Source organism: Cypionkella sp. TWP1-2-1b2 (assembly GCF_049896245.1).
Taxonomy (GTDB): domain Bacteria; phylum Pseudomonadota; class Alphaproteobacteria; order Rhodobacterales; family Rhodobacteraceae; genus Cypionkella.
This window is the reverse complement of sequence record NZ_JAFCTX010000054.1, coordinates 1-22,047: the sequence shown is the minus strand read 5'-3', so window position 1 is coordinate 22,047 and position 22,047 is coordinate 1. Positions and strand designations below refer to the sequence as shown.

The 22,047-nt window shown below is 57.2% G+C and carries 23 protein-coding genes and 2 pseudogenes; 19 read left to right on the top strand and 6 right to left on the bottom strand.

Annotated features, from left to right (window positions below):
* Positions 1–257: 257 nt before the first annotated feature.
* From ACP7AP_RS22140 to ACP7AP_RS22130, 3 genes are all read left to right on the top strand, one after another.
* Complete coding sequence (locus tag ACP7AP_RS22140) at positions 258–992, top strand: DUF899 family protein (RefSeq protein ID WP_426037777.1); 735 nt, start codon at positions 258–260, stop codon at positions 990–992.
* Between the two features lie 71 nt (positions 993–1,063).
* Positions 1,064–1,510, top strand: coding sequence for a VOC family protein (locus ACP7AP_RS22135; protein ID WP_426037775.1), 447 nt, complete (start codon positions 1,064–1,066; stop codon positions 1,508–1,510).
* A 35-nt stretch (positions 1,511–1,545) separates the two neighbouring features.
* Positions 1,546–1,971, top strand: a complete 426-nt coding sequence (locus ACP7AP_RS22130; protein ID WP_426037773.1) for a hypothetical protein — start codon at positions 1,546–1,548, stop codon at positions 1,969–1,971.
* 382 nt (positions 1,972–2,353) lie between these two features.
* Here ACP7AP_RS22130 and ACP7AP_RS22125 read toward each other — a convergent pair whose 3' ends face one another.
* Positions 2,354–3,367: a nuclear transport factor 2 family protein gene (locus ACP7AP_RS22125; protein ID WP_426037771.1), complete on the bottom strand. Its 1,014-nt coding sequence runs from the start codon at positions 3,365–3,367 to the stop codon at positions 2,354–2,356.
* A 215-nt stretch (positions 3,368–3,582) separates the two neighbouring features.
* On the opposite strand from ACP7AP_RS22125, the gene ACP7AP_RS22120 reads away from it, so the two are divergent.
* The 15 genes from ACP7AP_RS22120 to ACP7AP_RS22050 all read left to right on the top strand — a co-directional run bounded on the left by ACP7AP_RS22120 (position 3,583) and on the right by ACP7AP_RS22050 (position 18,354).
* Positions 3,583–4,866, top strand: coding sequence for an ABC transporter substrate-binding protein (locus ACP7AP_RS22120; RefSeq protein ID WP_426037769.1), 1,284 nt, complete (start codon positions 3,583–3,585; stop codon positions 4,864–4,866).
* 60 nt (positions 4,867–4,926) lie between these two features.
* Entirely contained in the window at positions 4,927–5,955 is a 1,029-nt protein-coding gene (locus ACP7AP_RS22115) for a carbohydrate ABC transporter permease (protein WP_426037767.1), read from the top strand.
* 3 nt (positions 5,956–5,958) lie between these two features.
* Positions 5,959–6,840 (top strand): carbohydrate ABC transporter permease, encoded by an 882-nt coding sequence (locus ACP7AP_RS22110; protein ID WP_426037765.1) that lies wholly within the window; start codon positions 5,959–5,961, stop codon positions 6,838–6,840.
* A gap of 25 nt (positions 6,841–6,865) precedes the next feature.
* Positions 6,866–7,363, top strand: a complete 498-nt coding sequence (locus ACP7AP_RS22105) for an ester cyclase (protein ID WP_426037763.1) — start codon at positions 6,866–6,868, stop codon at positions 7,361–7,363.
* A gap of 106 nt (positions 7,364–7,469) precedes the next feature.
* On the top strand, positions 7,470–8,489 hold the full coding sequence (locus ACP7AP_RS22100) for a LacI family DNA-binding transcriptional regulator (protein ID WP_426037761.1): 1,020 nt from the start codon (positions 7,470–7,472) through the stop codon (positions 8,487–8,489).
* The gene (locus ACP7AP_RS22095) at positions 8,486–9,460 is read left to right on the top strand and encodes an ester cyclase (protein ID WP_426037759.1); all 975 of its coding nucleotides are present in this window, start codon (positions 8,486–8,488) and stop codon (positions 9,458–9,460) included. Before ACP7AP_RS22100 ends, ACP7AP_RS22095 begins: the two co-directional genes overlap by 4 nt.
* Before the next feature lie 395 nt (positions 9,461–9,855).
* Positions 9,856–10,731: a carbohydrate ABC transporter permease gene (locus ACP7AP_RS22090; RefSeq protein WP_426037757.1), complete on the top strand. Its 876-nt coding sequence runs from the start codon at positions 9,856–9,858 to the stop codon at positions 10,729–10,731.
* Entirely contained in the window at positions 10,728–11,459 is a 732-nt protein-coding gene (locus ACP7AP_RS22085) for a heme-dependent oxidative N-demethylase subunit alpha family protein (RefSeq protein ID WP_426037756.1), read from the top strand. The genes ACP7AP_RS22090 and ACP7AP_RS22085 overlap by 4 nt, the downstream gene beginning before the upstream one ends.
* A 65-nt stretch (positions 11,460–11,524) precedes the next feature.
* The gene (locus ACP7AP_RS22080; RefSeq protein WP_426037755.1) at positions 11,525–12,565 is read left to right on the top strand and encodes an ABC transporter ATP-binding protein; all 1,041 of its coding nucleotides are present in this window, start codon (positions 11,525–11,527) and stop codon (positions 12,563–12,565) included.
* A 12-nt stretch (positions 12,566–12,577) separates the two neighbouring features.
* A complete protein-coding gene (gene hisD, locus ACP7AP_RS22075) occupies positions 12,578–13,888 on the top strand; it encodes a histidinol dehydrogenase (RefSeq protein WP_426037753.1) in 1,311 nt (436 codons plus the stop codon).
* A complete protein-coding gene (locus tag ACP7AP_RS22070) occupies positions 13,885–14,649 on the top strand; it encodes an SDR family NAD(P)-dependent oxidoreductase (RefSeq protein ID WP_426037751.1) in 765 nt (254 codons plus the stop codon). The genes hisD and ACP7AP_RS22070 overlap by 4 nt, the downstream gene beginning before the upstream one ends.
* Before the next feature lie 29 nt (positions 14,650–14,678).
* Positions 14,679–15,647: a cupin domain-containing protein gene (locus ACP7AP_RS22065; protein ID WP_426037749.1), complete on the top strand. Its 969-nt coding sequence runs from the start codon at positions 14,679–14,681 to the stop codon at positions 15,645–15,647.
* Positions 15,648–15,728: 81 nt separating this feature from the next.
* Positions 15,729–16,865, top strand: a complete 1,137-nt coding sequence (locus tag ACP7AP_RS22060) for a cobalamin-independent methionine synthase II family protein (RefSeq protein ID WP_426037747.1) — start codon at positions 15,729–15,731, stop codon at positions 16,863–16,865.
* Positions 16,862–17,557 (top strand): alpha/beta fold hydrolase, encoded by a 696-nt coding sequence (locus ACP7AP_RS22055; RefSeq protein ID WP_426037745.1) that lies wholly within the window; start codon positions 16,862–16,864, stop codon positions 17,555–17,557. The genes ACP7AP_RS22060 and ACP7AP_RS22055 overlap by 4 nt, the downstream gene beginning before the upstream one ends.
* 11 nt (positions 17,558–17,568) lie before the next feature.
* On the top strand, positions 17,569–18,354 hold the full coding sequence (locus ACP7AP_RS22050) for an HpcH/HpaI aldolase family protein (RefSeq protein ID WP_426037743.1): 786 nt from the start codon (positions 17,569–17,571) through the stop codon (positions 18,352–18,354).
* Positions 18,355–18,428: 74 nt separating this feature from the next.
* Here the strand turns inward: ACP7AP_RS22050 and ACP7AP_RS22045 are convergent.
* The 5 genes and pseudogenes from ACP7AP_RS22045 to ACP7AP_RS22025 form a co-directional block, all read right to left on the bottom strand.
* Positions 18,429–18,869: pseudogene (locus ACP7AP_RS22045) on the bottom strand (terminase gpA endonuclease subunit); the annotation flags it as partial.
* Between the two features lie 19 nt (positions 18,870–18,888).
* The gene (locus tag ACP7AP_RS22040; RefSeq protein WP_426037741.1) at positions 18,889–19,185 is read right to left on the bottom strand and encodes a hypothetical protein; all 297 of its coding nucleotides are present in this window, start codon (positions 19,183–19,185) and stop codon (positions 18,889–18,891) included.
* Entirely contained in the window at positions 19,185–20,819 is a 1,635-nt protein-coding gene (tnpC, locus tag ACP7AP_RS22035; protein WP_426037739.1) for an IS66 family transposase, read from the bottom strand. Before tnpC ends, ACP7AP_RS22040 begins: the two co-directional genes overlap by 1 nt.
* A gap of 62 nt (positions 20,820–20,881) precedes the next feature.
* On the bottom strand, positions 20,882–21,229 hold the full coding sequence (gene tnpB, locus ACP7AP_RS22030; RefSeq protein WP_426037737.1) for an IS66 family insertion sequence element accessory protein TnpB: 348 nt from the start codon (positions 21,227–21,229) through the stop codon (positions 20,882–20,884).
* A gap of 28 nt (positions 21,230–21,257) precedes the next feature.
* On the bottom strand, positions 21,258–21,653 hold the full coding sequence (locus ACP7AP_RS22025) for a transposase (protein ID WP_426037735.1): 396 nt from the start codon (positions 21,651–21,653) through the stop codon (positions 21,258–21,260).
* Between the two features lie 275 nt (positions 21,654–21,928).
* Here ACP7AP_RS22025 and ACP7AP_RS22020 point away from each other — a divergent pair.
* Positions 21,929–22,047 (top strand): annotated as a pseudogene (locus ACP7AP_RS22020) (IS5/IS1182 family transposase); the annotation flags it as partial.

Sequence of the window (22,047 nt, the reverse complement as noted above, 5' to 3'; positions counted from 1 at the left end):
TGCGACATTCTCGAAACCGGAAATGACTCCTGGCGCTTCAAACAGCGCAAGAAAATCAGCGCCCAAACTGATCAATATTGAACGCTGTTACCTGTTCAATATTCGACGCTGATTGACAGATCTTGTGGATGGATCCAAAGGGCATGGCAAAAACCTGATATTTTGAAGTTTGCGTGTGGCAGCCAAGCGGTCACATTAGCCGGGTCAAATTTATAACCCGAAGACCAAGACGTCCAAATGTACAGAAAGTGAACGCCATGACTGAAGATTTTACCACGCGCAACGCCAGTCTTGACGACGTCAAGCTTGAATCCGTGAGCGTCTTAGCCGCCCGCAATCCTGTGCGCCATCCCGGCGAGTCTGCCGACTATCGGGCAGCATGCCAACGCCTGCTTGCCCGCGAGTACGAATTGCGGCGCCTTACCGAGAGCGTCGCTGCCGAACGCCGTGACCTGCCGCCGGGGGCTGAGGTGACCCGCGCCTATTGCTTTGTCGGCGAGGAGGGAGAGGTTACGCTGGCTGACCTTTTCGGCGGCCACGGCGCCCTCTTCGTTTATAATTACATGTTCGGGCCCGAGCGGAAGGCGTCCTGCCCGATGTGCGCCGGGTTCATGAACGCTTTGGCGCTGCGCGTGCCCGCGCTCCGCGAGACCATGGGCGTCGCTTTCGTCGCCCGCTCGCCCTTGGCGCGTTTGGTGGCGGCCAAACACGAACTTAGTATGCCAGACTTGCCCGTCTACTGCGACCCCTCGGGTGACTTCACCCGGGATTGGGTGGACGCACAGGACGGCGACGTGCCTGGCCTCAACGTGTTCTGCAAAGACGACGACGTGGTTCGGCACTTCTGGTCCGGCGAGATGACCGAAAGCGATCCTGGCCAGGACCCGCGCGGTGCGCCCGAAATCGACCCGCTCTGGACGGTGCTTGACATGACGCCCGCCGGGCGGCGGCCGGATTGGTATCCTTCCTTAAACAAGGTCGGGCGGGGCTGAGAAATTGGCCTTCGCCGATCCGCTTAGAATTATTGAGACGACGACGGCTTTAGTCAAGGATTGGGACCGCGATGTCAGCCAATGATAAGTTTAGGGGCCTTGCACAGGTCAACATCTCGGCCAATGACGTTGTAAAAGCGCGCGACTGGTACGCGATTTTCTTGGGCATCGAGCCTTACTTCCAGCGTCCCGATGCAGTCACGCCCGCCTATGTCGAGTTCCGGCTTGGCGACTACCAGCATGAGTTGGGGATCATAGACCGCAGTTACCTGCCCGAACAGACGCGTACCAGTCCGGGAGGTGCGGTTGTTCGCTGGCATGTCGACGATTTGTCAGCGCCCCTTGCGCAATTGATAAAGCTTGGCGCGCAAGAGAACGAGCCCGTAACCGAACTCGGATGTGAGTTCGCCACGGCTTCAGTTGTCTACCCATTTGGAAACATCCTGGGGTTAATGCACAGCCCCCACTATCTGCAAACGCTCGCAAGTGGGGGCGGTGATCAAAAGCAATCTCGCTAATCCGATTTGCGCAACCATGTAGAATGGACGTTGCCATGGCCCGAACCTTCTCTCAAAAGATGGGGATCAAGGAAGAAACACGAACCCATTTCGTGAATGCACCTGAGTCAGCGCTTAAGGCACTTGCTCACCCCAGCCTGAATGTCTGCGATGCGCTCGATGGGGACTTCGGCTACATTCATTTTTTCGCGCTGAGCCAGGCTGAAATGGACAACACGTTTCCAAAACTTAAAGCACATCTTGGCGCATCGGGCATGCTGTGGGTGTCATGGCCGAAGGGCCGACAGTTAGATACTGATCTTACTCTGCCGCACGTCATCAAGATCGGCTACAGCCACGGGCTTGTTGAAAGCACTGCTTTAAGCGTCGATAGCACCTGGTCGGCCTTAAAGTTTACGCACCCCATACTAGGCAAAATCTACCACAACAGTTATGGTCAACTTCCAAGTGGGGCGGCATGATCTCGCCGAAAATTTTAGATGGGACACGCCGTAAAGCTGCCTGCACGCTTGGGAGACCGGGTCACAGGCCGGAGTCGGACGCTGGATCACCTTCTACAACCACCAGCAGCCTCATGCCGCCCATGGCGGTCAACCGCCCGCCGTGGGCTACTTCAACGCAACCGAAACCGATCAGCAGGTCCAGGCAGTAGCTTAAATCACCCCGGAAACTGTCCAAACGATGGGGAGTAGCTCAAAGGGACTCAGGTCACGACTGGATGAAAGATAAGTGGCAGGTCAGCACCACCCTGATTTCCAGCAACCTGCCATTCGAAGAATGGCCGAAACCTTTGGTCATGAAACACCTGCTTCAAACAATCCAGTTTGACGGTCTTGCATCTGTTCAAACCTGAGGGTGTTGTATTATCTCCAATCGAGCCAAAACATCGAGACCCTGCATATTCAAAAAATGCAGGATGTCGATGAAGACCCAGTTTTCGCTCAGCTTGCCTCCTTCGGCACGATACAGGTCGACCACTCGCATGTCGGCCGGTCCCGGGCTCGCCGTCATTCCCATGTACCCTCCTGAGTTCGCTAACGTAAGATTAGCCCAACCGAAGAACCCTCCGAAGTCGCCTTCGGCTAATCTGCAAAGATGGCCATTGAATCGGTAACCTTTTGATAGTGCTTGGCGGAAGGGTCCTGCATGCTGGCAAATATAACGTGGGATCGTGTAAGTCGCACCAATCCCCGCCGGGCCCCACCATATCATGTCATCATTCCAAGTACGTGCCAGTTCTACTTCGTAGTTGGGGTTTCGGTTCTTGGATCCCATGTCATTGAGCATGGCATTGATCGAGGCGAGCGTTGCCTGGCCAGCGACTGGGTCCTGACACTCATACATCAGACCCAGATGCGTTGCGGGCCCAGGCTGCACCAGATGCGCGCCGGTCTGCGGCGGAAACGGATTCTGCCCGGCTTGGATCATCAAGTGAGGAATATCGCAGAAGAATGCAGTTTCGGCAATCTTGCCGCCCTCGACCCGATTGAACTCAGCGTAGCGTAGCATGCCGATCCGCGCCGTAGGGCTGATCCCCAAAAACGGCCGGTCGAACAGCCCCATGAGGTGCCCCATAGAGACGACCCAGACAGACTCAAAGCTGTCCATCTCATTTAAGCCTGCCATGAAGATGTCCGGCCGACGCTGAACGCGTGTCATAGCGGTTAGGAACGGTTTCCAAAACGTGGCGGCGACAGCGGCGGCTCCATGTTGCTCATGGAAGGGATGCATGCCGCGCCAGTGCCAATTGGGTGTCGTATGCCGCGCAAGGATCTCGGTCACCGTGTCAGGTGCGGCTTGCGCTAAAGCGTCATGATGGGCCCGAACGATCGCTTTTTCCGTCTGAAAGTTTGTCATCGTTCAACTCCTGAAAGTGCAAGGGGGTGGCGTGGCAGTGCGTTGGAACCGACGAGTCCATTTTTCGTTGTACCGTGGCACTTGCTGCTTATGCAAACCTATGCAGTTTCCATTTGCAATCGTATTCTTCAATTGCTAACGTTGAGTTGTTGCGCGTCCCATTAAACCCACTGCCCGCGTGAGACGCGTTGCCTTGCAGGCAGTCACGAACACAAATGGCCGATACTTTGGCCAAACCAACAAAAACAAACTGGAGGTCGATCAAGATGATACGTCTTTGCACCGCCACCTTTGCACTGGGTGCGCTACTTGCAGTTCCTGCTCTGGCTGATTGCGGCATTCCCGAAGGATCTGTCCGGATTCTTTCGAATAGTTTCAGTTCGCTGACTGTGGTGGGCAAGGCGGCGGAAGAATGCGCGAGCCCAACAGTCACGGTCACGAAAAACCAGACCACCGAACACGACAAACTGCAGGGCCCGGCGCTGACTGCCAACCCTGCAGAATATACGGTGGCCATCATCTCGAACAGTTCGCTGACTGCGCTTTTAAACGAGGGCTTGGTGCGGCCAATGGATGATCTTGTGGCTGAATACGGCCAGCAACTTAAGCCGAATCAACTGATTAAGGTGGATGGCAAAGTAGTGGCCATTGCCTTCATGGCCAACGCGCAGCATTTTTTCTACCGAGAGGACATTTTGGCCAAAGCCGGTGTGCCTGTGCCTACAACCTACGAAGATGTGCTGACTGCGGCCGAGGCAATCCGGGCCAAGGGCTTGATGAAGTATCCGCTGGCTGGCACCTACAAGCCCGATTGGGATCTGGCCGAAGAGTTCGTTAACATGTACTTCGGCTATGGTGGCAGTTTCTTCGAGCCGGGAACGGCCAAGGCAACGATCAACAACGAAAAGGCCGTTAAGGCGCTCGAGATGATGAAGGCGCTGTCGAGCTATATGAACCCCGAGTTCATGACCTACGACACCGAATCCATAGTGCCGATTTGGGACGCTGGTGAGGTGGCCATGGCAAACCTCTGGGGCTCGCGCGCCAGCTCCTTCTTACCAGAAAGTAGCAACGCGCCAGAAATTGCCAAGCTTACGCGCATGGCAGCGGCACCGACTGTCGGGGGCGGCACAACGCCAGCTACGACGGTATGGTGGGACGGTTTCACGATAGCAAAAAATATCACTGACGTGGATGCAGAAGCGTCATTTCGGACTATGATGCATGCGGTCTCGATCGACATGGCAAAGGCGAACCCGAACGTGGCGGTATGGTTGATTGACGGTTATGAGCCGACTGCCGCTGCCGTGGGCGTTTTGGGCAGTGTGAAGGGCGGGGCAACGGCCTACCCGATGGACCCATTTATGGGATATATGCACACCGCCATCGGCACCAATATCTCAAAGTTCCTGCTAGGCGATGAAACTCCAAAGCAGGCACTGGCCGATGCGACCAAATCTTACACGACGGCCGCGACCGAAGCTGGATATCTGAAGTGATCTTTGGTCGGGAGGGCAATCTGCTCCTCCCGGCTGTTCTTGCAGGACGGGGTGGATGCAATGCCGCACAAGACCTTTTTTGGTTTCATATTGCCCTCGCTGGTGGCGATGTTGCTATTCATTGCGCTGCCCATTGCCTCAGTCGCCTATCAGTCGGTGTTCGTGGAGCATAAACAGGTGATGAATGCCGTTGAAACCTGCGATCCGTTTGGGTGCAAAACCGCCATGCGCATTGATGTCAATGCGATGACAGAGCTGCGTGACTCGCAACCACAGGGCCGTTTCAACGGCCTCGGCACTTATCTGAACGCCACACACTTGGCCACACACGAGATTGCGGAGCTATGGCGCACCGCGCCCGATATGAGCGCAGTGTTGTCGGGACTCATGAACCTGCCATTCTACAAGGCGATGGCCTTCACGCTTGCATTCACTTTCATCGTGACGCCCGCCTCGATCCTCTTTGGCTTTGCCATCGCGTTAGCGGTGAATGCGCTGCCTCGAGCGCTGCGCGGTACGGTGATCTACTTCACCTTGCTGCCGATGATCGTGCCGACATTGCTGTCGGCACTGGTGCTGTTCTGGATGATCGACCAACGCGGCATTATCGGCTCGGGACTGCAATGGCTGTTCAGTGATCCGGAACTATCACTCAAAGCGTCGCCAGCACTAACCTGGATAATACTATTCTTGCATGGCACATGGAATGCAGCGCCATTCGTATTCATCATCCTCTACGCCGGGTTGCAGACCGTTCCACGCGACACTCTAGAAGCGGCGATGATCGACGGTGCTTCACGCTTCATGCGGCTGCGGTTGGTTGTTCTGCCGCATCTGCGCCCCTTGATGACGTTCCTAGTCGTTGTCAGCATCATGGACAATTTTAGGGTGTTCGAAACGATTGTGGGGTTCAGCGCCGGGGCCTACGCTTCGTCACTGTCGACGCTCGTGTTTAACGACCTGAGGAGCGGGGACTCGCCGCTTTTTGGTTCAGCGGCGGCAACTTCAATGCTGACGATCTTGTGTATCGGTGTGCTGCTTGTGCCGTCGATGATCCGAAGTTCCCAGACATTCCGGCAGAAGGTATGAATCATGAGTTCGCGCGCCCACCGCACCCCCCCGCTTTTAATGCTGTTCGCTGTTGTCTTTACCGTCCTTTGGCTGATCGTTGCAGTCGTGCCGTTTGCTTGGACCGTTTGGGGCAGCTTTAAAGTTGAGGCTGATTTCTTTTCATATACCGGTTGGATAGACGCGATAACGGGCCGTCGTACGCTAGAACAAACTGGCGGTACGATGACGTTGGACGCCTATCGCGGCGTCTGGATTACCGAGGAATTCTGGAAAGCCGCAGTTAACACCATTGTTGTGACCGTGTCCGTCACGCTAATCTCGCTGACCTTTGGGACACTTGGGGGGTATGCGCTGGCGCGGTCCGGTCATCGCTACGCCTTCTGGATACTGATCGTGGCGCTGTTGTTCCGGGCAATGCCGGGGATCGCACTGGTTTCGGGATACCTACTTCCATTCTTCGAACTGAACCTCTGGGGGCATTTGTCCACAACGATCATTGTGTTGGTGGCTTTGAATCAACCGTTCACGCTATGGCTGCTGCATTCGTTCTTTCTGTCCATTCCGCGTGATCTGGACGAAAGCGCGCTGGTCGATGGCTGCACCCGGTTTCAGGCATTCCGCCTGATCATCATGCCGGTCATGTGGCCGGGATTGGTAACCACAGGCATCTTCTCCTTCCTCGTGGGCTACAGTGATTTTGTGATCTGTGCCACTCTGCTGTCGGAAACCAACCAAACCATGGTACCACGCATTGCGGCATTTCTCGGTACCACACAGCAGGCAGGGCGGCTGATGTATGCGGTGGCCGCAACTGTTTCGGTGATCACCCCGCTTTTCATATTGGTGCTGTTCTTTCAGCGCCGCATCGTCAGCGGCCTGACCGCTGGTGCAGTCAAAGGCTGACCATTCTTACCTCAGGAGACTCAAGATGACAGATATAACCGAACACGCCGCCCGCTCCGCCGAAACAATGAAGGTGGTCAAGGATATGGAGGATGCGCTGGGGCGCGCCTCGAACGAAATGCACTTGCATTTTCACGAAGATTTTATCTGGCGTGGCAATGTTGGCTGCGGCACCAAGAAAGGACTGATGGAATTTCGCCATAACTGGCAGTTCCCGATCCGAGCTGCGTTCAAGGACCGTGTCTACAAGACCGAACAATTTATCGCCGATGGTGACTGGGCTGCCTGTTTCGGTGTTCTCGAAGGCACGCATTACGGGCCCTTCATGGGAATCCCCGCGACCGGTAAGCGGATAAGCATGCCGTACATGGATTTCTGGAAGGTCGAAGATGGCCGGATCAAGGACAACCCGGTTTTCGTTGATTTCGCTTCGGTGCTGTTGCAACTTGGCCGGGACATTTTCAGTGGCGAAGGGTGGGAGCATCATGACTCCGGCGAACGCCCCGCGCCGAGACCGGAATGAGGCGGGGCGACTGCACCTTCGGGTTTGCCAAAATGACGCATATATTTGGTTACCTCTCGGCGACGAGCATCGCAGGTCAGAGGCGGACGTGCGATGGGAGTCCTAAATGAGCAATGACAAGATCACCTCGCTTGACGTGGCGAGGCTGGCGGGTGTCAGCCAGTCAGCGGTCAGCCGGGCCTACACGCCCGGAGCCAGCGTGTCCAAGATCACCACTGCCAAGGTGCGGGTGGCGGCCGAGACGCTTGGCTACCGTCCGAACGTGCTCGCCCGCTCGCTGATCACTGGGCGAAGCCGGATGATCGGGCTGGTGGTCGCCTACCTGGAGAACCAGTTCTATCCGGTAGCACTGGAACGTCTGTCACTAGCGCTGCAGGACCGGGGCTATCATGTGTTGGTTTTTATTGCGGGCAATGCAACCAACAAGGTCGCTCAAGTCATCGAGGAATTGCTGGATTATCAAGTGGACGGGATTATAACCGCAAGCGTCGCGATGTCGAACGACCTAACAACCCGCTGCGCGGCGGCGGGCATTCCTGTGGTAATGTTTAACCGTGGGCAAGATGACGAGCGACTGTCGGAAGTCACCTCGGACAATCTGGCCGGTGCCCGTCGCGTGACCGATTTTCTTGTCTCGGGCGGGCATACGCGCATCGCCCATATCGCCGGGTGGCAGGGTTCCTCCACCGGACGCGACCGGGCGCAGGGGTTCCGTGATGGGATGGCCGAGGCCGGGCTCGTGCCCTTCAGCATCGTTGATGGGATGTATTCGCGCGAGACTGCCGCCGCCGTTACGCGCGAGATGATGGCGGGGACAGATCGACCCGACGCAATTTTCGTCGGGAACGACCACATGGCCTTTGCTGTGATCGACACACTGCGCAACGAACTTGGCCTTCGCGTGCCGGAAGATGTTTCGGTGGTGGGGTACGACGATGTGCCGCTGGCCGCTTGGCTCGCCTATGACCTGACAACTGTGCGCCAACCAGTAAACCAGATGGTCGAAGCGACCGTTACGGCTCTGATTGGCCAAATCGAGGGCGACTATGCCCCCCATAAAATCCGCATCAACGGGTCGTTAATTGTGCGCGGCTCCGCAAGACAACCCGAAAGGTGGCCAAAATGAAGGGCTTCAATCCGAAATTTAAAGATTTCCCCGGCTATATCAACGGGATAACGCATGAAATCTGGGAAGGCAGGGGACTGACCACCCTGCATGAATACTACGACCCCGATGTGATCATGCGCTTGCCTTTGGGCATCACGATGGGCAATATCAACGTGATCGACGGCACGCTGACCACCATTGCTGAGTTTCCCGACCGGGAGCTTCTGAGTGAGGATGTGATATGGTGCGGCAACGATCAGGACGGCTACCTGTCGTCGCACAGGATCGTCAGTTCTGGCACTCACTCCGGGCACGGGTACTATGGCCCGCCGACCGGGCGGCGAATGACCATCCGGGCGATCGCCGACTGCGCGGCAAAGGCGAACAGAATTTACGATGAATGGCTGGTGCGCGACGGGTCGGGGTTGCTGATGCAACTGAATATCGACACTGTCGAATATGTTCGTGATCAGATCGCGCGGGAAGGCGGGCCGGATAAGGCGCGGCGGCCATTCTCGCCCGAGACTGACGTGCAAGGACTTTATCTATCGCACGGCAATGACAATGTTTTTGGCGCCCGGCTCGCGGATGTACTGACGCAGATAATGGCCAAGGATTTTACCGTGATCGCGCGCGCCTATGATCGTGCGGTGCGCACTGAGCATCCCGGCCTGCGCGGCGGCTGGGGGGTCGGATTTGCCGAAACCGAATGGATGCGGCTCCGCTGTGCCTTCCCCTCCGCCCGATTTGAGGTGCACCACGTCATCGGACGGGAGGATTCAGGTCAGCCCAACCGCGCCGCCGTGCGGTGGAGCCTAACCGGAAAGCATGACGGTTTTGGCGCCTTCGGCGCACCGACGGGGGCGGACGTACACGTCATGGGCATAACCCATGCTGAATGGGGGCCATGGGGGCTGCGACGCGAGTTCACGCTGTTTGATGAGATTGCGGTTTGGAAGCAGATACTGCTCGCGACAGGGTCTGTCTGACGGCGCCAATTTAAGCCTAGCCGCGTCGAACGACGCACACGCGACCTAGAAAGCGGCAAAGTTTGAACCGGGACGCAGCGCAGAGTCCGAGATCAGACGTACTAAAGCGTGGCAATGGCAGGTCATAACGAGGTTACAATGCCAAGAAGGCAGTCGAAAAGATCCTACCACTTCGGATAGGAACCTTTCATCATCCGACCCGACTTTCCTTTGCTCTAACCATGGATATGGCGAGAGAAAGTGCTTAGGCATGCAAGCCTCTTAATTATCTACAGATGCTTATCGGCAGTAATTTTACAGCCAACAAGCTTGGCTCAGAAATATAACTTGCGTCGGAGCAGCGAATATGTTGTCTTTAATGCATACGATTGCACCTTATGAATGATGATAGAACAATGGCAGCAACTTTCAACATTCCAAACAGCGAAAGGAAATTTGCGGGCCTCATTCCTCCGTGTATGCTGCAGGTGGTGTATTCGTTTTACACGCCGATCCGAGAGTCGTTTGAGGCGCCGAGGGACTTATTTTCCTGCGAAAAGTGGAAATCGTCTATTCCAAAAACCAGTGCAAGCGCCGAGGCCGCTTTGGCCTCTACCGGCAGGGGGTTTTATCGGGCTTCGGTCGTATCAGCATTTTGGAAGGTGTGCATCAACACGGCTATTGTCACCGTTTGCGCCACGATTATCTCACTCACCTTCAACAGAGTGAGCGGCTATGAGTTAGCACGAATGACCTTTCTCTGCCTATTCTACGGCGTTCTAGGGGCACTGGTGGTTTGGGTGATGCCCAACATCATGCTGCAGTCAGTCTATGTCTTGCCGTTTTGTCAGCCGAGAATCTGGGAATACCTTCTGACCGCGATAACAGTGTTGATGGTGCTGAATCGGCAAATCATAGTGTGGACTATGTTTTTGTTCGTTCCGGGCATGCCGTGCGTTTTGGTTGAAAGCGCAATAGTGAATGGCTGGTCGCGGTTTCAGTCGTTTCGTACGGTAGTTATGCAGGTGACCTGGCTTGGAGTGGTGATCATGTGTGTCTCCAGCTTTCTGCTGGCCTACAACGACTTGACTGCAGCCGGCCTCATGATGGGGCAGGAAAATCAGACGATTGTACCCAAAATCGCGAGTATTTTCGGGAAAATCGAAAATGAGGGCAAGACAATGTATGCTGCGGCTGAAGAGGTCAGGTCACCGGTACGGATTTCTTTCCTGGTTAGGTTTTTTGAGCGGCCGCTCGTTGGTGGCATCACCGCCGGGGCGATAACGGGATGAGCGCTGTGTTGCACGTCCGCCCGGTCGGGGCCAGTTGGGCCGGCCCGCGCTCAAGACGTCTGACGGAAATGCAGCTTTTCGACCCTGCCAACTGGCTGCGGGTAGATAAGGCATGCGCAAAGCAGATTGTGGTGCGCCTTAGGATGATGATGGCGCGGTCTGAAGCGGTTCATTTGCTGGACCCTAATCCCTTGTCTGCGTCGAGCGAGATTTGCTGCACAGTTCTGAGTGGATTACCGCGCCCAGATTTTGTAGCGCGCGAGACTTTCAGTCGCTCCGAAAGTATCGTGGTGCGACCCATCCCGAATGAGCCGCTGCCGACGCAGGGCGGATTTTATCAGAACGACTTTTTTCTCTCGGAAAATCGAAACGACGAGCATGTCCTGACCAATGCGAATTTTTGCCTTCTAGGCTGTTGGGCGTTACCCGAAACGCCCGCTCGCTCTCCTCTCCATATCCGCAAACCAGTCGCCGGAACCCGCGATATCGCGTGGCGGGTGAATCGGTTATTCGGTGAGATCCGTCTGGGCATCCTGATGTTGCGTGCAGCTTGGCTGATTTACGTCCACGTTGATCTGCACCATACGCTCTTTGAGGCGCTGCCCAGCGGTCCTTCAAGTGACGGATCTGCGTATATCGCCTTTGAGCGGCAGTGCATCGGAAGACCGCCGGAAATAAAGAATTCGCGTTTTCAACCCACACTTACACCGTGGCAATTGACCAGTTGAACCCCGAGCAGGTTGAGGCGCTGGTGCGTCACCGCCTTGCCCATGCCCAAGATTAGGAACCGTCCATGGCAGAGATCGTCCTGAAAAACATCAGCAAACGCTGGGGTGCCTTTGTCGGGGTGCACGATCTGAATTTGACGATTGGTGACCGCGAGTTCCTAGTACTGTTGGGGCCATCAGGTTGCGGCAAGACCACCACAATGCGGATGATCGCCGGATTGGAGGATGCGAGCGGAGGTGACATCATGATTGGTGGGCGGCGGGTGAATGATCTTGACCCCAAGGACCGCAATATCGCGATGGTATTCCAAAGCTATGCACTTTACCCGAATCTAACTGTTTATGAGAATATCCGTTTTCCCCTCCGCGTGCGGAAGATACCTGAAAATGAACATCGCACGCGCGTACTTCGGGCTGCAGCGATGGTAGACTTGGGCGATTACCTTGACCGACGCCCGGCGCAGCTATCGGGCGGTCAACGGCAGAGGGTAGCGCTGGCACGCGCTGTAGTGCGGCAGCCGGACGTTTTCCTTATGGACGAGCCGCTGTCGAACTTGGATGCCAAACTGCGGGCCAGCACGCGGGCGCAGATCAAGAATCTGAGTCATGAGCTAAAAGTCACTACGATCTATGTGACCCACGATCAGATTGAGGCGATGACTTTGGCTGACCGGATTGTGGTTATGAACAAGGGCATCATTCAGCAGATAGGCACGCCGTTAGATATCTATGACCACCCGGCTAATGTGTTCGTCGCTGGTTTTATCGGAAATCCGGCGATGAATTTGATGGCAGGGCGGATCACCGCTGGAGTATTTGAGGGTGAGAATGTGCGCGTGGTGAACCTCGCGAGCCAGGACGGACCCGCCACTTTGGGCTTCCGCGCCGAGGACGTGTGTATTGCGGCGCAGGGCGAGATCAACGCGCCAATTTATTCGGTGGAGTTGTTGGGAGATGCGACGATGATCACCGTTCGGGCGGGCGGCGCACTGGTCGCGGTGAAAGCAGCGAAGGATCACCGCGCCAAGATCGGTGATCTGGTCAGCATCGCTGTCCCGAGTACCGCCTGTCACCAGTTTGACACCACGTCCGGCGCGCGTATTTGAAGGAAATATGTCATGACAATCACCTATCTCAAGTGCGGGCGTCCCGACGTCGAGCGGGCTAAGGACGATGCAAAAGTGCGAGCCACAGTTGAAAGCGTGCTCGCCGACATCGCTGCGCGCGGCGATGCAGCGGTGCGCGAGTGGTCGGCTAAGTTCGATGGTTATGCGCCAGTCGATTTTCGACTGAGTGCGTCAGAAATCCAAGCGGCGGTGCAAAAAGTGTCTGTGCGGGACATGGAGGATATCCGTTTTGCTCAGACCCAGATCCGTCGGTTTGCTGAAGTGCAGCGGGAGAGTATTACCGATATCGAGGTAGAAACCATTCCGGGCGTCATCTTGGGCCATCGCACCATCCCGGTGCAATCGGTTGGTTGCTATGTGCCGGGCGGCAAGTTTCCCATGGTGGCTTCGGCTCATATGTCTGTGCTGACGGCTGCGGTCGCGGGGGTGCCACGCATCATCGCATCTGCCCCTCCATTTCGCGGCGCGCCGCACCCGGCCATCGTCGCAGCCATGCACATGGCTGGTGCCCATGAGATTTATGTCCTAGGCGGCATGCAGGCTGTGGCTGCCATGGCCATAGGCACGCAAACCATCAAACCGGTTGATATGCTGGTTGGCCCCGGCAATGCCTTTGTGGCAGAGGCAAAGCGCCAACTTTATGGCCGCGTCGGTATTGATTTGTTCGCTGGTCCGACCGAAACAATGCTGATCGCCGATGATACGGTCGACGCTGAACTTTGTGCGACTGATCTGCTGGGGCAGGCCGAACACGGCTACAACTCCCCCGCCGTTCTGGTAACCAATTCGCGCAAACTGGCCGACCGTACGCTGGTTGAAATTGGCCGCCTGCTGAAGATCCTGCCCACCGCCGCTACTGCAGGTGTATCCTGGGCCGACTACGGCCAAATTATCCTGTGCGATACTTACGATGAGATACTGTCGGTGGCCAATGACATCGCTTCTGAACATGTGCAGGTAATGACTGACCGCGATAACTGGTTTTTGGAACACATGCACTCTTACGGCGCGCTGTTCCTTGGGCCGCGAACCAATGTAGCTTACGGTGACAAAGTAATTGGCACTAACCACACATTACCCACCAAAAAGGCTGGTCGCTATACCGGCGGCCTCTGGGTTGGCAAGTTTCTGAAAACCCATAGTTATCAGCGCATTGTGACGGATGAGGCCGCGGCAATGATCGGCGAATATGGGTCACGCCTCTGTTTGCTGGAAGGTTTCGTCGGACACGCTGAACAATGCAACATACGTGTGCGCCGCTACGGCCACAAGAATATTCCCTATGGAGCTGCTGCCGAATGATCCTGCCCCGCACCCCTTCGTTCCGTCTGGACGGTCGCCGTGCGCTGGTTGCGGGAGCGTCCTCGGGTATTGGCGCCGCTTGTGCTGTAGCGTTGGCCGAACAAGGGGCAATGGTGACACTCTGCGCGCGTCGGAACCGAGAATTGAAGGCGCTAGCCGCCGAGATGACTGCGCTAGGCATGCAGGTCGCAACCCTAACGCTGGATATTACCGACGTTGCCACGACCGATTTCGCCTTGGCCGCATTGCCCACCTTTGACATTCTAGTGAACTCGGCTGGCCTTGCCCGCCACTCGCCCGCCACCGCGACCACGCTGGACGATTTTGACGCAAGCACCAATCTTAACTTCCGTGCCGCCTATTTCTTGACCCGCGCCATCGCCGCACGGCTGATAGCCGAAGGCAAACCCGGCAGTCTGATCAACATATCTTCGCAGATGGGCCATGTTGGTGGCGTCAACCGCGCTGTTTATTCTGCCAGCAAACACGCGCTGGAAGGCATGACCAAATCCATGGCCATCGAATGGGGCCCGCACGGCATTCGGGTCAACACCATTGCACCGACTTTCATCCGTACAGCACTTACCGAGCAGACGTTCAGTAATCCCGAACGCACCGCTTGGGTGCTGTCGAAAATCAAACTCGGTCGCGTGGGGGAGGTCACCGATATTATGGGCGCAGTGGCCTTCCTAGCCTCCGATGCGGCCAGTCTTGTCACCGGAACATCACTTCTCATCGACGGCGGCTGGACCGCTGATTGATCAAACCTGATTTAACTGAAAGGCCGATCATGACTCCGCAAGAAATGGAAAGCCGCATCGTCCGTTATGGCGATCTGCGCCCCTGCAAGACCGCCTTCATTGACGCCCATACGCCGGGATCAGACCAGAAGGAAAACTTCACTATCATCGGCGGTGGCGTTTCCGAAAGCTCCGATCAACACGTCCATATCCGTGACACCCCCGGTTTCAACATCGGCGCTGCTGGACAGCCGCCGAAGTGCCGCAACTCATTGCACACCCACCGCACCGCCGAAGTGTTTTTTGTGCTGAAAGGCCGCTGGCGGTTTTTTTGGGGACGCTGGGGCACGGCGGGCGAATTCATTGCCGAAGAAGGCGACATTTTCAACATCCCCACCGGCATATTCCGCGCCTTTGAAAACGTCGGTACCGATTACGGAATGATTATGGCCATCCTTGGAGGCGACGATGCCGGTGGCGGCGTGGTCTGGGCCCCTCAAGTGATCACCGATGCCAAAAACTACGGGCTGATCTTAGGCAAAAACGGCAAGCTGTATGACACCAAAAAGGCTCAAAGCCTGCCTGAAGGTGTGCCGCCCATGCCGCTGTTGACGGACGCGGAACTGCAAGCGATCCCCGAACCCACCACCACTGAGGTCGTCCCGAACTGTGTCGCGCGTTATCAGGATCTAATGGCTTTGTCAGATCACCAGCCTGCCAAGGTAATCGGCTCGGAAGGCAAGCTGCGGGATCGCCCGGGGTTCGAGGTGGAACTCTTGTCGCGCAACTCTATCTCCAATGCGCGCTACACCCAGAACCGGCACGAGATTCTGATGCCGATGCGTGGGCATTGGCGGCTGACTTGGGGCGGGGGATCGACGGTTCTTAACCCCGGCGATACCGCTGCAATTCCGCCGGGGCTGGAACATGCGCTGACCCCGTCGATGACCGGAGAAGCCTCTTTGTATCGCGTCATCGGCACCGAGGATCCAGCGGGGGTGACCGGCCGCCTGCTGTGATCGCTGGGTTAACTCCACCCCACGGGGTGCCACATTGGTAGAGCAGGGTTCGCCCCGCCACCTGCTTGCACAGGACAAATCATGCCGCTGCTTTCGACTCATGTAGGCTCACTTCCCCGGCCGCAAACCGTGGTCGGTTTTCTCTTTGCGCGCGAAAAGGGCCACGTTTACGACCCCGCCGCCATTGATGCCTGCATGACGGCGGCGGTAGCCGAAAACGTGCGCCGTCAGAATGCTGCAGGCATTGACATCATGTCGGATGGCGAAGTGTCGAAGATCAGCTACGCTACTTATGTCAAAGACCGCTACACTAGCTTTGGCGGTGATAGCGCGCGCAATGCGCCTGCCGATCTAAAACTGTTCCCGACCTTCCTTGACCGTCTCGCGAAAGAGGGAGGCTCACCGCAATATGCCCGGCCGCAATATGCCCGGCCGCAATGTATCGGCCGGGTCGCATCGAAGGGGCAGGAAGAGTTGCAGAAAGATATTGCCAATTTGACGTCGGCGATGGCGACCCATAGGGTTGCTGGTGGCTTTATGAAAGCAGCTTCACCAGGTGTGATCTCGCTGTTCCTACAAAATGCCCATTACCCGACGCGCGAGGCCTATCTTTTGGCGCTGGCCGATGCGATGCGTGACGAATACCGAACGATCCTCAATGCCGGGCTTGATCTACAACTGGATTGCCCCGACCTTGCCCTGTCGCGCCACATGCTTTTCGCCAGCTTGAGTGACGATGAATTTCTCAAAGTCGCGGCTACTCATGTCGAGGCGCTGAATCATGCCCTGCAAGGCCTACCGCAAGACCGCATCCGTCTGCACATCTGCTGGGGAAATTACGAAGGCCCGCATGTCTACGACATCGATATGGCGGCGGTTTTCCCGCTATTGATGCAAGTTCCCGCCAGATACATCCTGTTTGAGAACGCCAATCCGCGCCACGGCCACGAATGGACAGTTTTAAGTGACCACGCGAAGAAAATCCCAGAAGATAAAATTCTGTTCTCTGGCGCGGTGGACACTACCACCAACTTCGTCGAACATCCTCACCTCGTGGCGCAGCGGCTGGAACGCTTCACTTCCATACTTGGTACTGATCGCGTGATCGCCGGGTCTGATTGCGGTTTTGAAACGTTCGCCGGGTATGGCGCGGTGGACCCGGAAATCGCTTGGACCAAGCTCGCCATGCCGTCCGAAGGTGCCCGTAGGGTGAAATGACCCCGCTCGTCCTAATCCCTGGCATGATGTGCGATGCCCGCATGTGGGGCGGATTGGCTGCGCTTTTGCACCCGCGCGCGGTCGAGCATGTTCTGCCAACCGAGGCCGACACGATGCAGGCACTGGCCGCTCACCTCATAGCCAAAGCCCCGCCCTGTTTTGCGCTGGCCGGACTGTCGATGGGTGGTATTGTGGCGATGGAGGTTCTGCGCCAAGCCCCGGACCGGGTAGAGCGCCTTGCGTTGCTCGACACCAATTCGCGCGCCGAGGCACCAGAGGTCCAGGCGAACCGGGGCCGCCAGATTGCCCGCGCCCTGTCAGGAGACTTGGCAGGCGTGCTGCGTGAAGAAATGAAGCCCAACTACTTGTTTCCTGGTCCCGACCGCGAAAACAACCTCGATCTTTGCATGGATATGGCCTTAGCCCTTGGCCCCGAAATCTTTGCACGCCAGTCCCGCGCCCTGCGCGACCGCCCTGATCAACGGGCCACTTTGGCCACCTTCAAAGGCCCCGCTCTCGTATTGATGGGCGAAGGGGACCGGCTGTGCCCGCGGGACCGCCACGACCTGATGCATGATCTGATGCCGCAATCCAGTCTTGCGATAATCGCAGGCGCAGGCCACTTTCCCACGCTGGAACAACCTGCCCGAACCGCCACTGAACTGCTCCGCTGGCTTGACCAGCCCCTGTAAGGACCGCTTCCATGCCCATTACCGACCTGCACGCCCATTTTGCCTGCGGAGGCAAAGCCGTGAACGGCTGGTGCGCCATTCCCTCCGCCGTGACTGCTGAAATCATGGGTCGGCAGGGGTTCGATCTGATGACTGTTGATCTTCAGCATGGGCTTATCGACTACCAAATGGCGCTGACAATGGTGCAGGTGCTGCAAGGCCTACCCGCCCCAGTTTTAGCCCGGGTGCCGTGGAACGAACCGGGCATCGTAATGAAATGCCTCGACGCGGGGTTTTCTGGCGTGATCTGCCCGATGGTTAACACCGCCGAGGATGCCCGCCGTCTGGTACAATCCACGCGGTATGCGCCCTTAGGCAGCAGATCCTTCGGACCGACACGAGCGAATATGGTTTACGGCACCGGCTACGCTAAGGCCGCCAACGCCAAGATTATGGTGCTGGCCATGATAGAAACCCGCGAGGCGCTGGACAATCTGGATTCAATCCTTGCGGTTAATGGGATCGACGGAGTCTATGTCGGCCCGTCCGATCTTGGCATGTCGCTGGGCCACGAACCCACATTGGAGCCGACGGTGCTAGAAGTTTTACAGGCGATCTCGACCATTGCCATCCGCACCAAAGCGGTGGGGAAGATAGCCGGGATTCACACGGGTTCGCCTAGTATGATCCGCCAGATGCTGGCACAGGGCTATGATTTTGCTTCGCTGCTGACGGATGTGCGCCTCCTTATCTCTGCTGTTGCCGCCCAACTGGCAGACGTGCATCAAGCGACAGATGAAGTGGTGAAAGGCTATTGACGCATCACTCTGTCAGCCGACCTGCATTTCGATTTTCTTTTAGATGGCAAGTTGTTCTACACCGGATGATCAATGACGGTCACCATCTGTTTGGCCATCAGCTGCTTCAGCCATTCAGTGTCGGCCCAAGCGGGCAAATGCATTGTGCCGGGTGCATCGCAGACGCCCAGCGCCTGATCTTCATCGCTCGGCCGTTCCAGCCGCAGGAACCGGTAGGTTTCCACCGTGAAGGTTGAGACGGCGATGGTCCAGAGCCGTGCGCCCCGGCGCAGCCGTTTGCCGCCGATGGTAACGTCGACAAAGGTTGGCACCGACACCGGCGTCGAACGGTTGAAGCTTTCAACACCCTTGATCGGCGTGACTTGGGTGTAATCGGCGGTGCGGGACCACGCATAGACTGCAGGGGCCTCATATCCGGTGTCGATGGCGAGTTTGGACAGTTGCATGACCGCGCCGCTTTCATGCGTCCAAGTTTTTCCAAGCAAAGCCGTCAGCTTGTCCCATGCATCGGGATCCTGCGTAACCGCTCCATTGCTACCGCGGTGATTTAGCCTTTATCCGCAGCACGAGGTCGGTGTCGTCCACGAAGTCATCGAGGAATTCATACCAGGTCTTGGCGGTGAGACGGGCGGCTTTGATCAGATCCGTTAGTTCTTCGATGCCGTCATCGGTCAGGGCTGTGATCGTTTCGTCGGGGCCGACGTAAACGCTTATAATGCTCCCGTATGTCAGGTTGTCGCTATTGTAGGCGATGGCCTCGAGAAGCTCGACATCCTCGTCCAACATTTTGGCGACGTAGTCGATGGTGCAGACGTGGGTGACTGCGGACATCAGGCAGTCGCTGAGTGATCAGCAACAATCGGTGCCCAGTTCCACGGCGGGAGTTCGTCCAAGCGGTTGATCTTGTGATCATGGATTCGGTCGAGGACATCGACAAGATAGGCCTGCGGATCGAGGCTGTTCAGCTTGGCGGCTTCGATAACGGTCATGGCACGCGCGAGGGTCTCCGCGCTGGTATCGGCCCCTGCAAATAGCCAGTTTTTCCGTCCTATTCCAATCGGGCGCAGGGCGCGCTCGGCGGGATTGTTATCAATGGCGACACGGCCGTCAGTCAGGAACAAGCTGAAGGCCTCCTGTCGGCTCAGGCCATAGCGGAAGGCCTTGGCCAGGTCGTTCTTGCCCAGAACGCGCAGGAGCTGCTGTTCGGACCAGGCAAAAAAGGCCGCAACCTTCGGCTGGCTCAGCCTTTGACGCGCCGCATGGCGGACGTCAGCGGGCTGGCCGTTGACGTTGCGCTCGATGTCGTAGAGCTTGCCGATCCGGTCGAGCGCCTCGCGGGCGATCTCGGACTTGGTCGATGCCCAAAAATCGTGGAAGTCGCGCCGCAGGTGGACCCAACAAGCTGCTTCGCGCAAACGCGGCACACCATCGGGTTCAGGCTCGTAAAGCTTGGCATAGCCCTTGTAGCCGGCAGCTTGCAGAATGCCGCGGACGTTGGCCAGATGGCCGAGAACGTGCTCTTCCTTCCAGTCGGGTGCGAACCGATAGACTGCCCCGGGTGGTGAAGTCCCCGCCCAAGGGCGCTGGTCGCGGACATAAGCCCATATCCGGCCTTGTTTGACGCCTTTGCTAAGCCCTTTGTCGCGCAAGAACCGATCCAACACCCGGATCGGCGTATCATCGGCATGGAGTAGATCGCTGCCCATGATGTCGGCCTCGATGCGCTCTATCAGCGGAGACAGGGTCTTCATGGCACGGCCACACCAACCGACAAGCGTGCTTTCGGGAATATCTGCACCCATGCGGGCGAATATCTCGTGCTGGCGATAGAGCGGCAAGTGATCATCAAATTTCGAGACCAGCACATGCGCCAGAAAGTTCGGGCCCGCCATGCTGCCCGGGATCGGGCGGCTGGGGGCTGGCTCCTGCACCATCCGCTCGCAGCGGCGGCAGGATTTCTTGATGCGGGCGATCTGGACCACCTTCATCCAGGCTGCAATCATGTCGAGGAGTTCGCTGACATCCTCGCCCACCACGCGCAGATCGCCGCCACAGTCAGGACAGCAGGTGCCAGTATCAAGCTCGCGGCGCTCCCGCAGCGTTTCATCCGAGACACGCGGGCGGCGGCGCAAGGCGGGTGCGGAGGGCTGCTCTTGCGACGGCTCGTCCTGCGCTTCGTCGACGGGAGCCTCATCACACTCGGCCACGGCGACCAGCAGATCTTCGAGCGCCAGTTCCAGCTGCTCAATCTCGCGCTCGATCTTTTCAGAGGATTTGCCGAAGGCCAGTTTCTGCAGCTTGGCGATCCGCAAGCGAAGGGCCTGAACCAACTGGTCGTGGACCCGCAACGTGGCCGTCATCTTGGCATTCTCCGCCTCGATCCGGGCATTTTCCACCTGAAAAGCCGCGATCATCGCCTTCAAAATGGCGGGATCATCTGGCAGATTTTTGGCATGTTTCAACATGCGCCTGACTACCAAAAATCAGGCTAAAGCACCATATAAATAACGTAAATACGGACGCAAAATCAACCTACTCGCGCGGGCGGAGCCCCCCAGTCCGGACGTCGCCAATCGATCCCCTCCCAGAGCATCGCGAGCTGCGCAGAGGTCAGCCGAACCGCCCCATCCTTGGCGCTCGGCCACGGAAATCGGCCCCGCTCAAGAACCTTGTAATAAAGGCAAAACCCATGGCCATCCCAATAGAGCAACTTGATCCTATCCCCGCGTCGCCCCCGGAATGCAAAGACTGCGCCACTGGCGGGTTTCTGATGCAGGACATCCTGAGCAAGAGCCGCCAATCCAGCGATCCCTTTCCTCATATTCGTCACGCCGCAGGCCAAATACACGCGAACACCGGTGCCAGGCCCGATCATGCGGCTTCCACCGCGCGGATCAAAGACGTCAGCGCCGCTCCGGCTCCATAGTGCTATCAAAATGCAGACAGCAGCCGCACCGTAAGCGTAATTCAACCGCACTCGGTGGCGCTCTTTCAACAACTGGAGACTGCGCCGCCGGAACCCCGGCCGCGACAGGTAGATCCATAGGAAAAAACAGCACCCCGCAATCGGGCGACCACAGACCTTTCTTCTTGAGGCGATGCCGCGAGGCATAAATTTGTTGCCGCGTAACCTCATGGCGCTGCGAAACCTGCGTCACCGTCGCCCCGCCGATGCCCACCGCCATAACAATCTCGAGCTTGTCCTCGTCCCGCCAGAAGCGTCGCCGCTCCACCCCAAGAATTTCGCCCCGCATCGCACACCCCGCATAAAACACGTCGTTAACGACGTCGTTAAACACGGGTCTTAGATCAAAGCCCCAGGCTCAGGCGGGCGGTGCCAACGGAGTGGTTACGGTGGATTCTGGAGTGGGTGGCTTCCACCAAGTGGATTTGGTGGCTTCCGCAAACTGGCTCAGGTGGCTTCCGCAAAAGAATCCAGCACGGCCAGATCGTGATTTCATAAGATACTGATATTGCTACTTTTTGTGCAAGATTTTTAACCAAGTGGATTCCGCCTGGATTCCCCGGTGAAAAAGCCAGACGCTAGCGAAATGCCGCGCTGCGCCCCCCCGCATATCGCCCCAGCACCGGCGCACTGCATCTCTTGATCGACAGTACAGGGATCAAGTCTGAGGGCGAAGGCGAGTGGTTCGCCAAGAAACACGGGCCTTCCAAGCCGCGTCAATGGCGCAA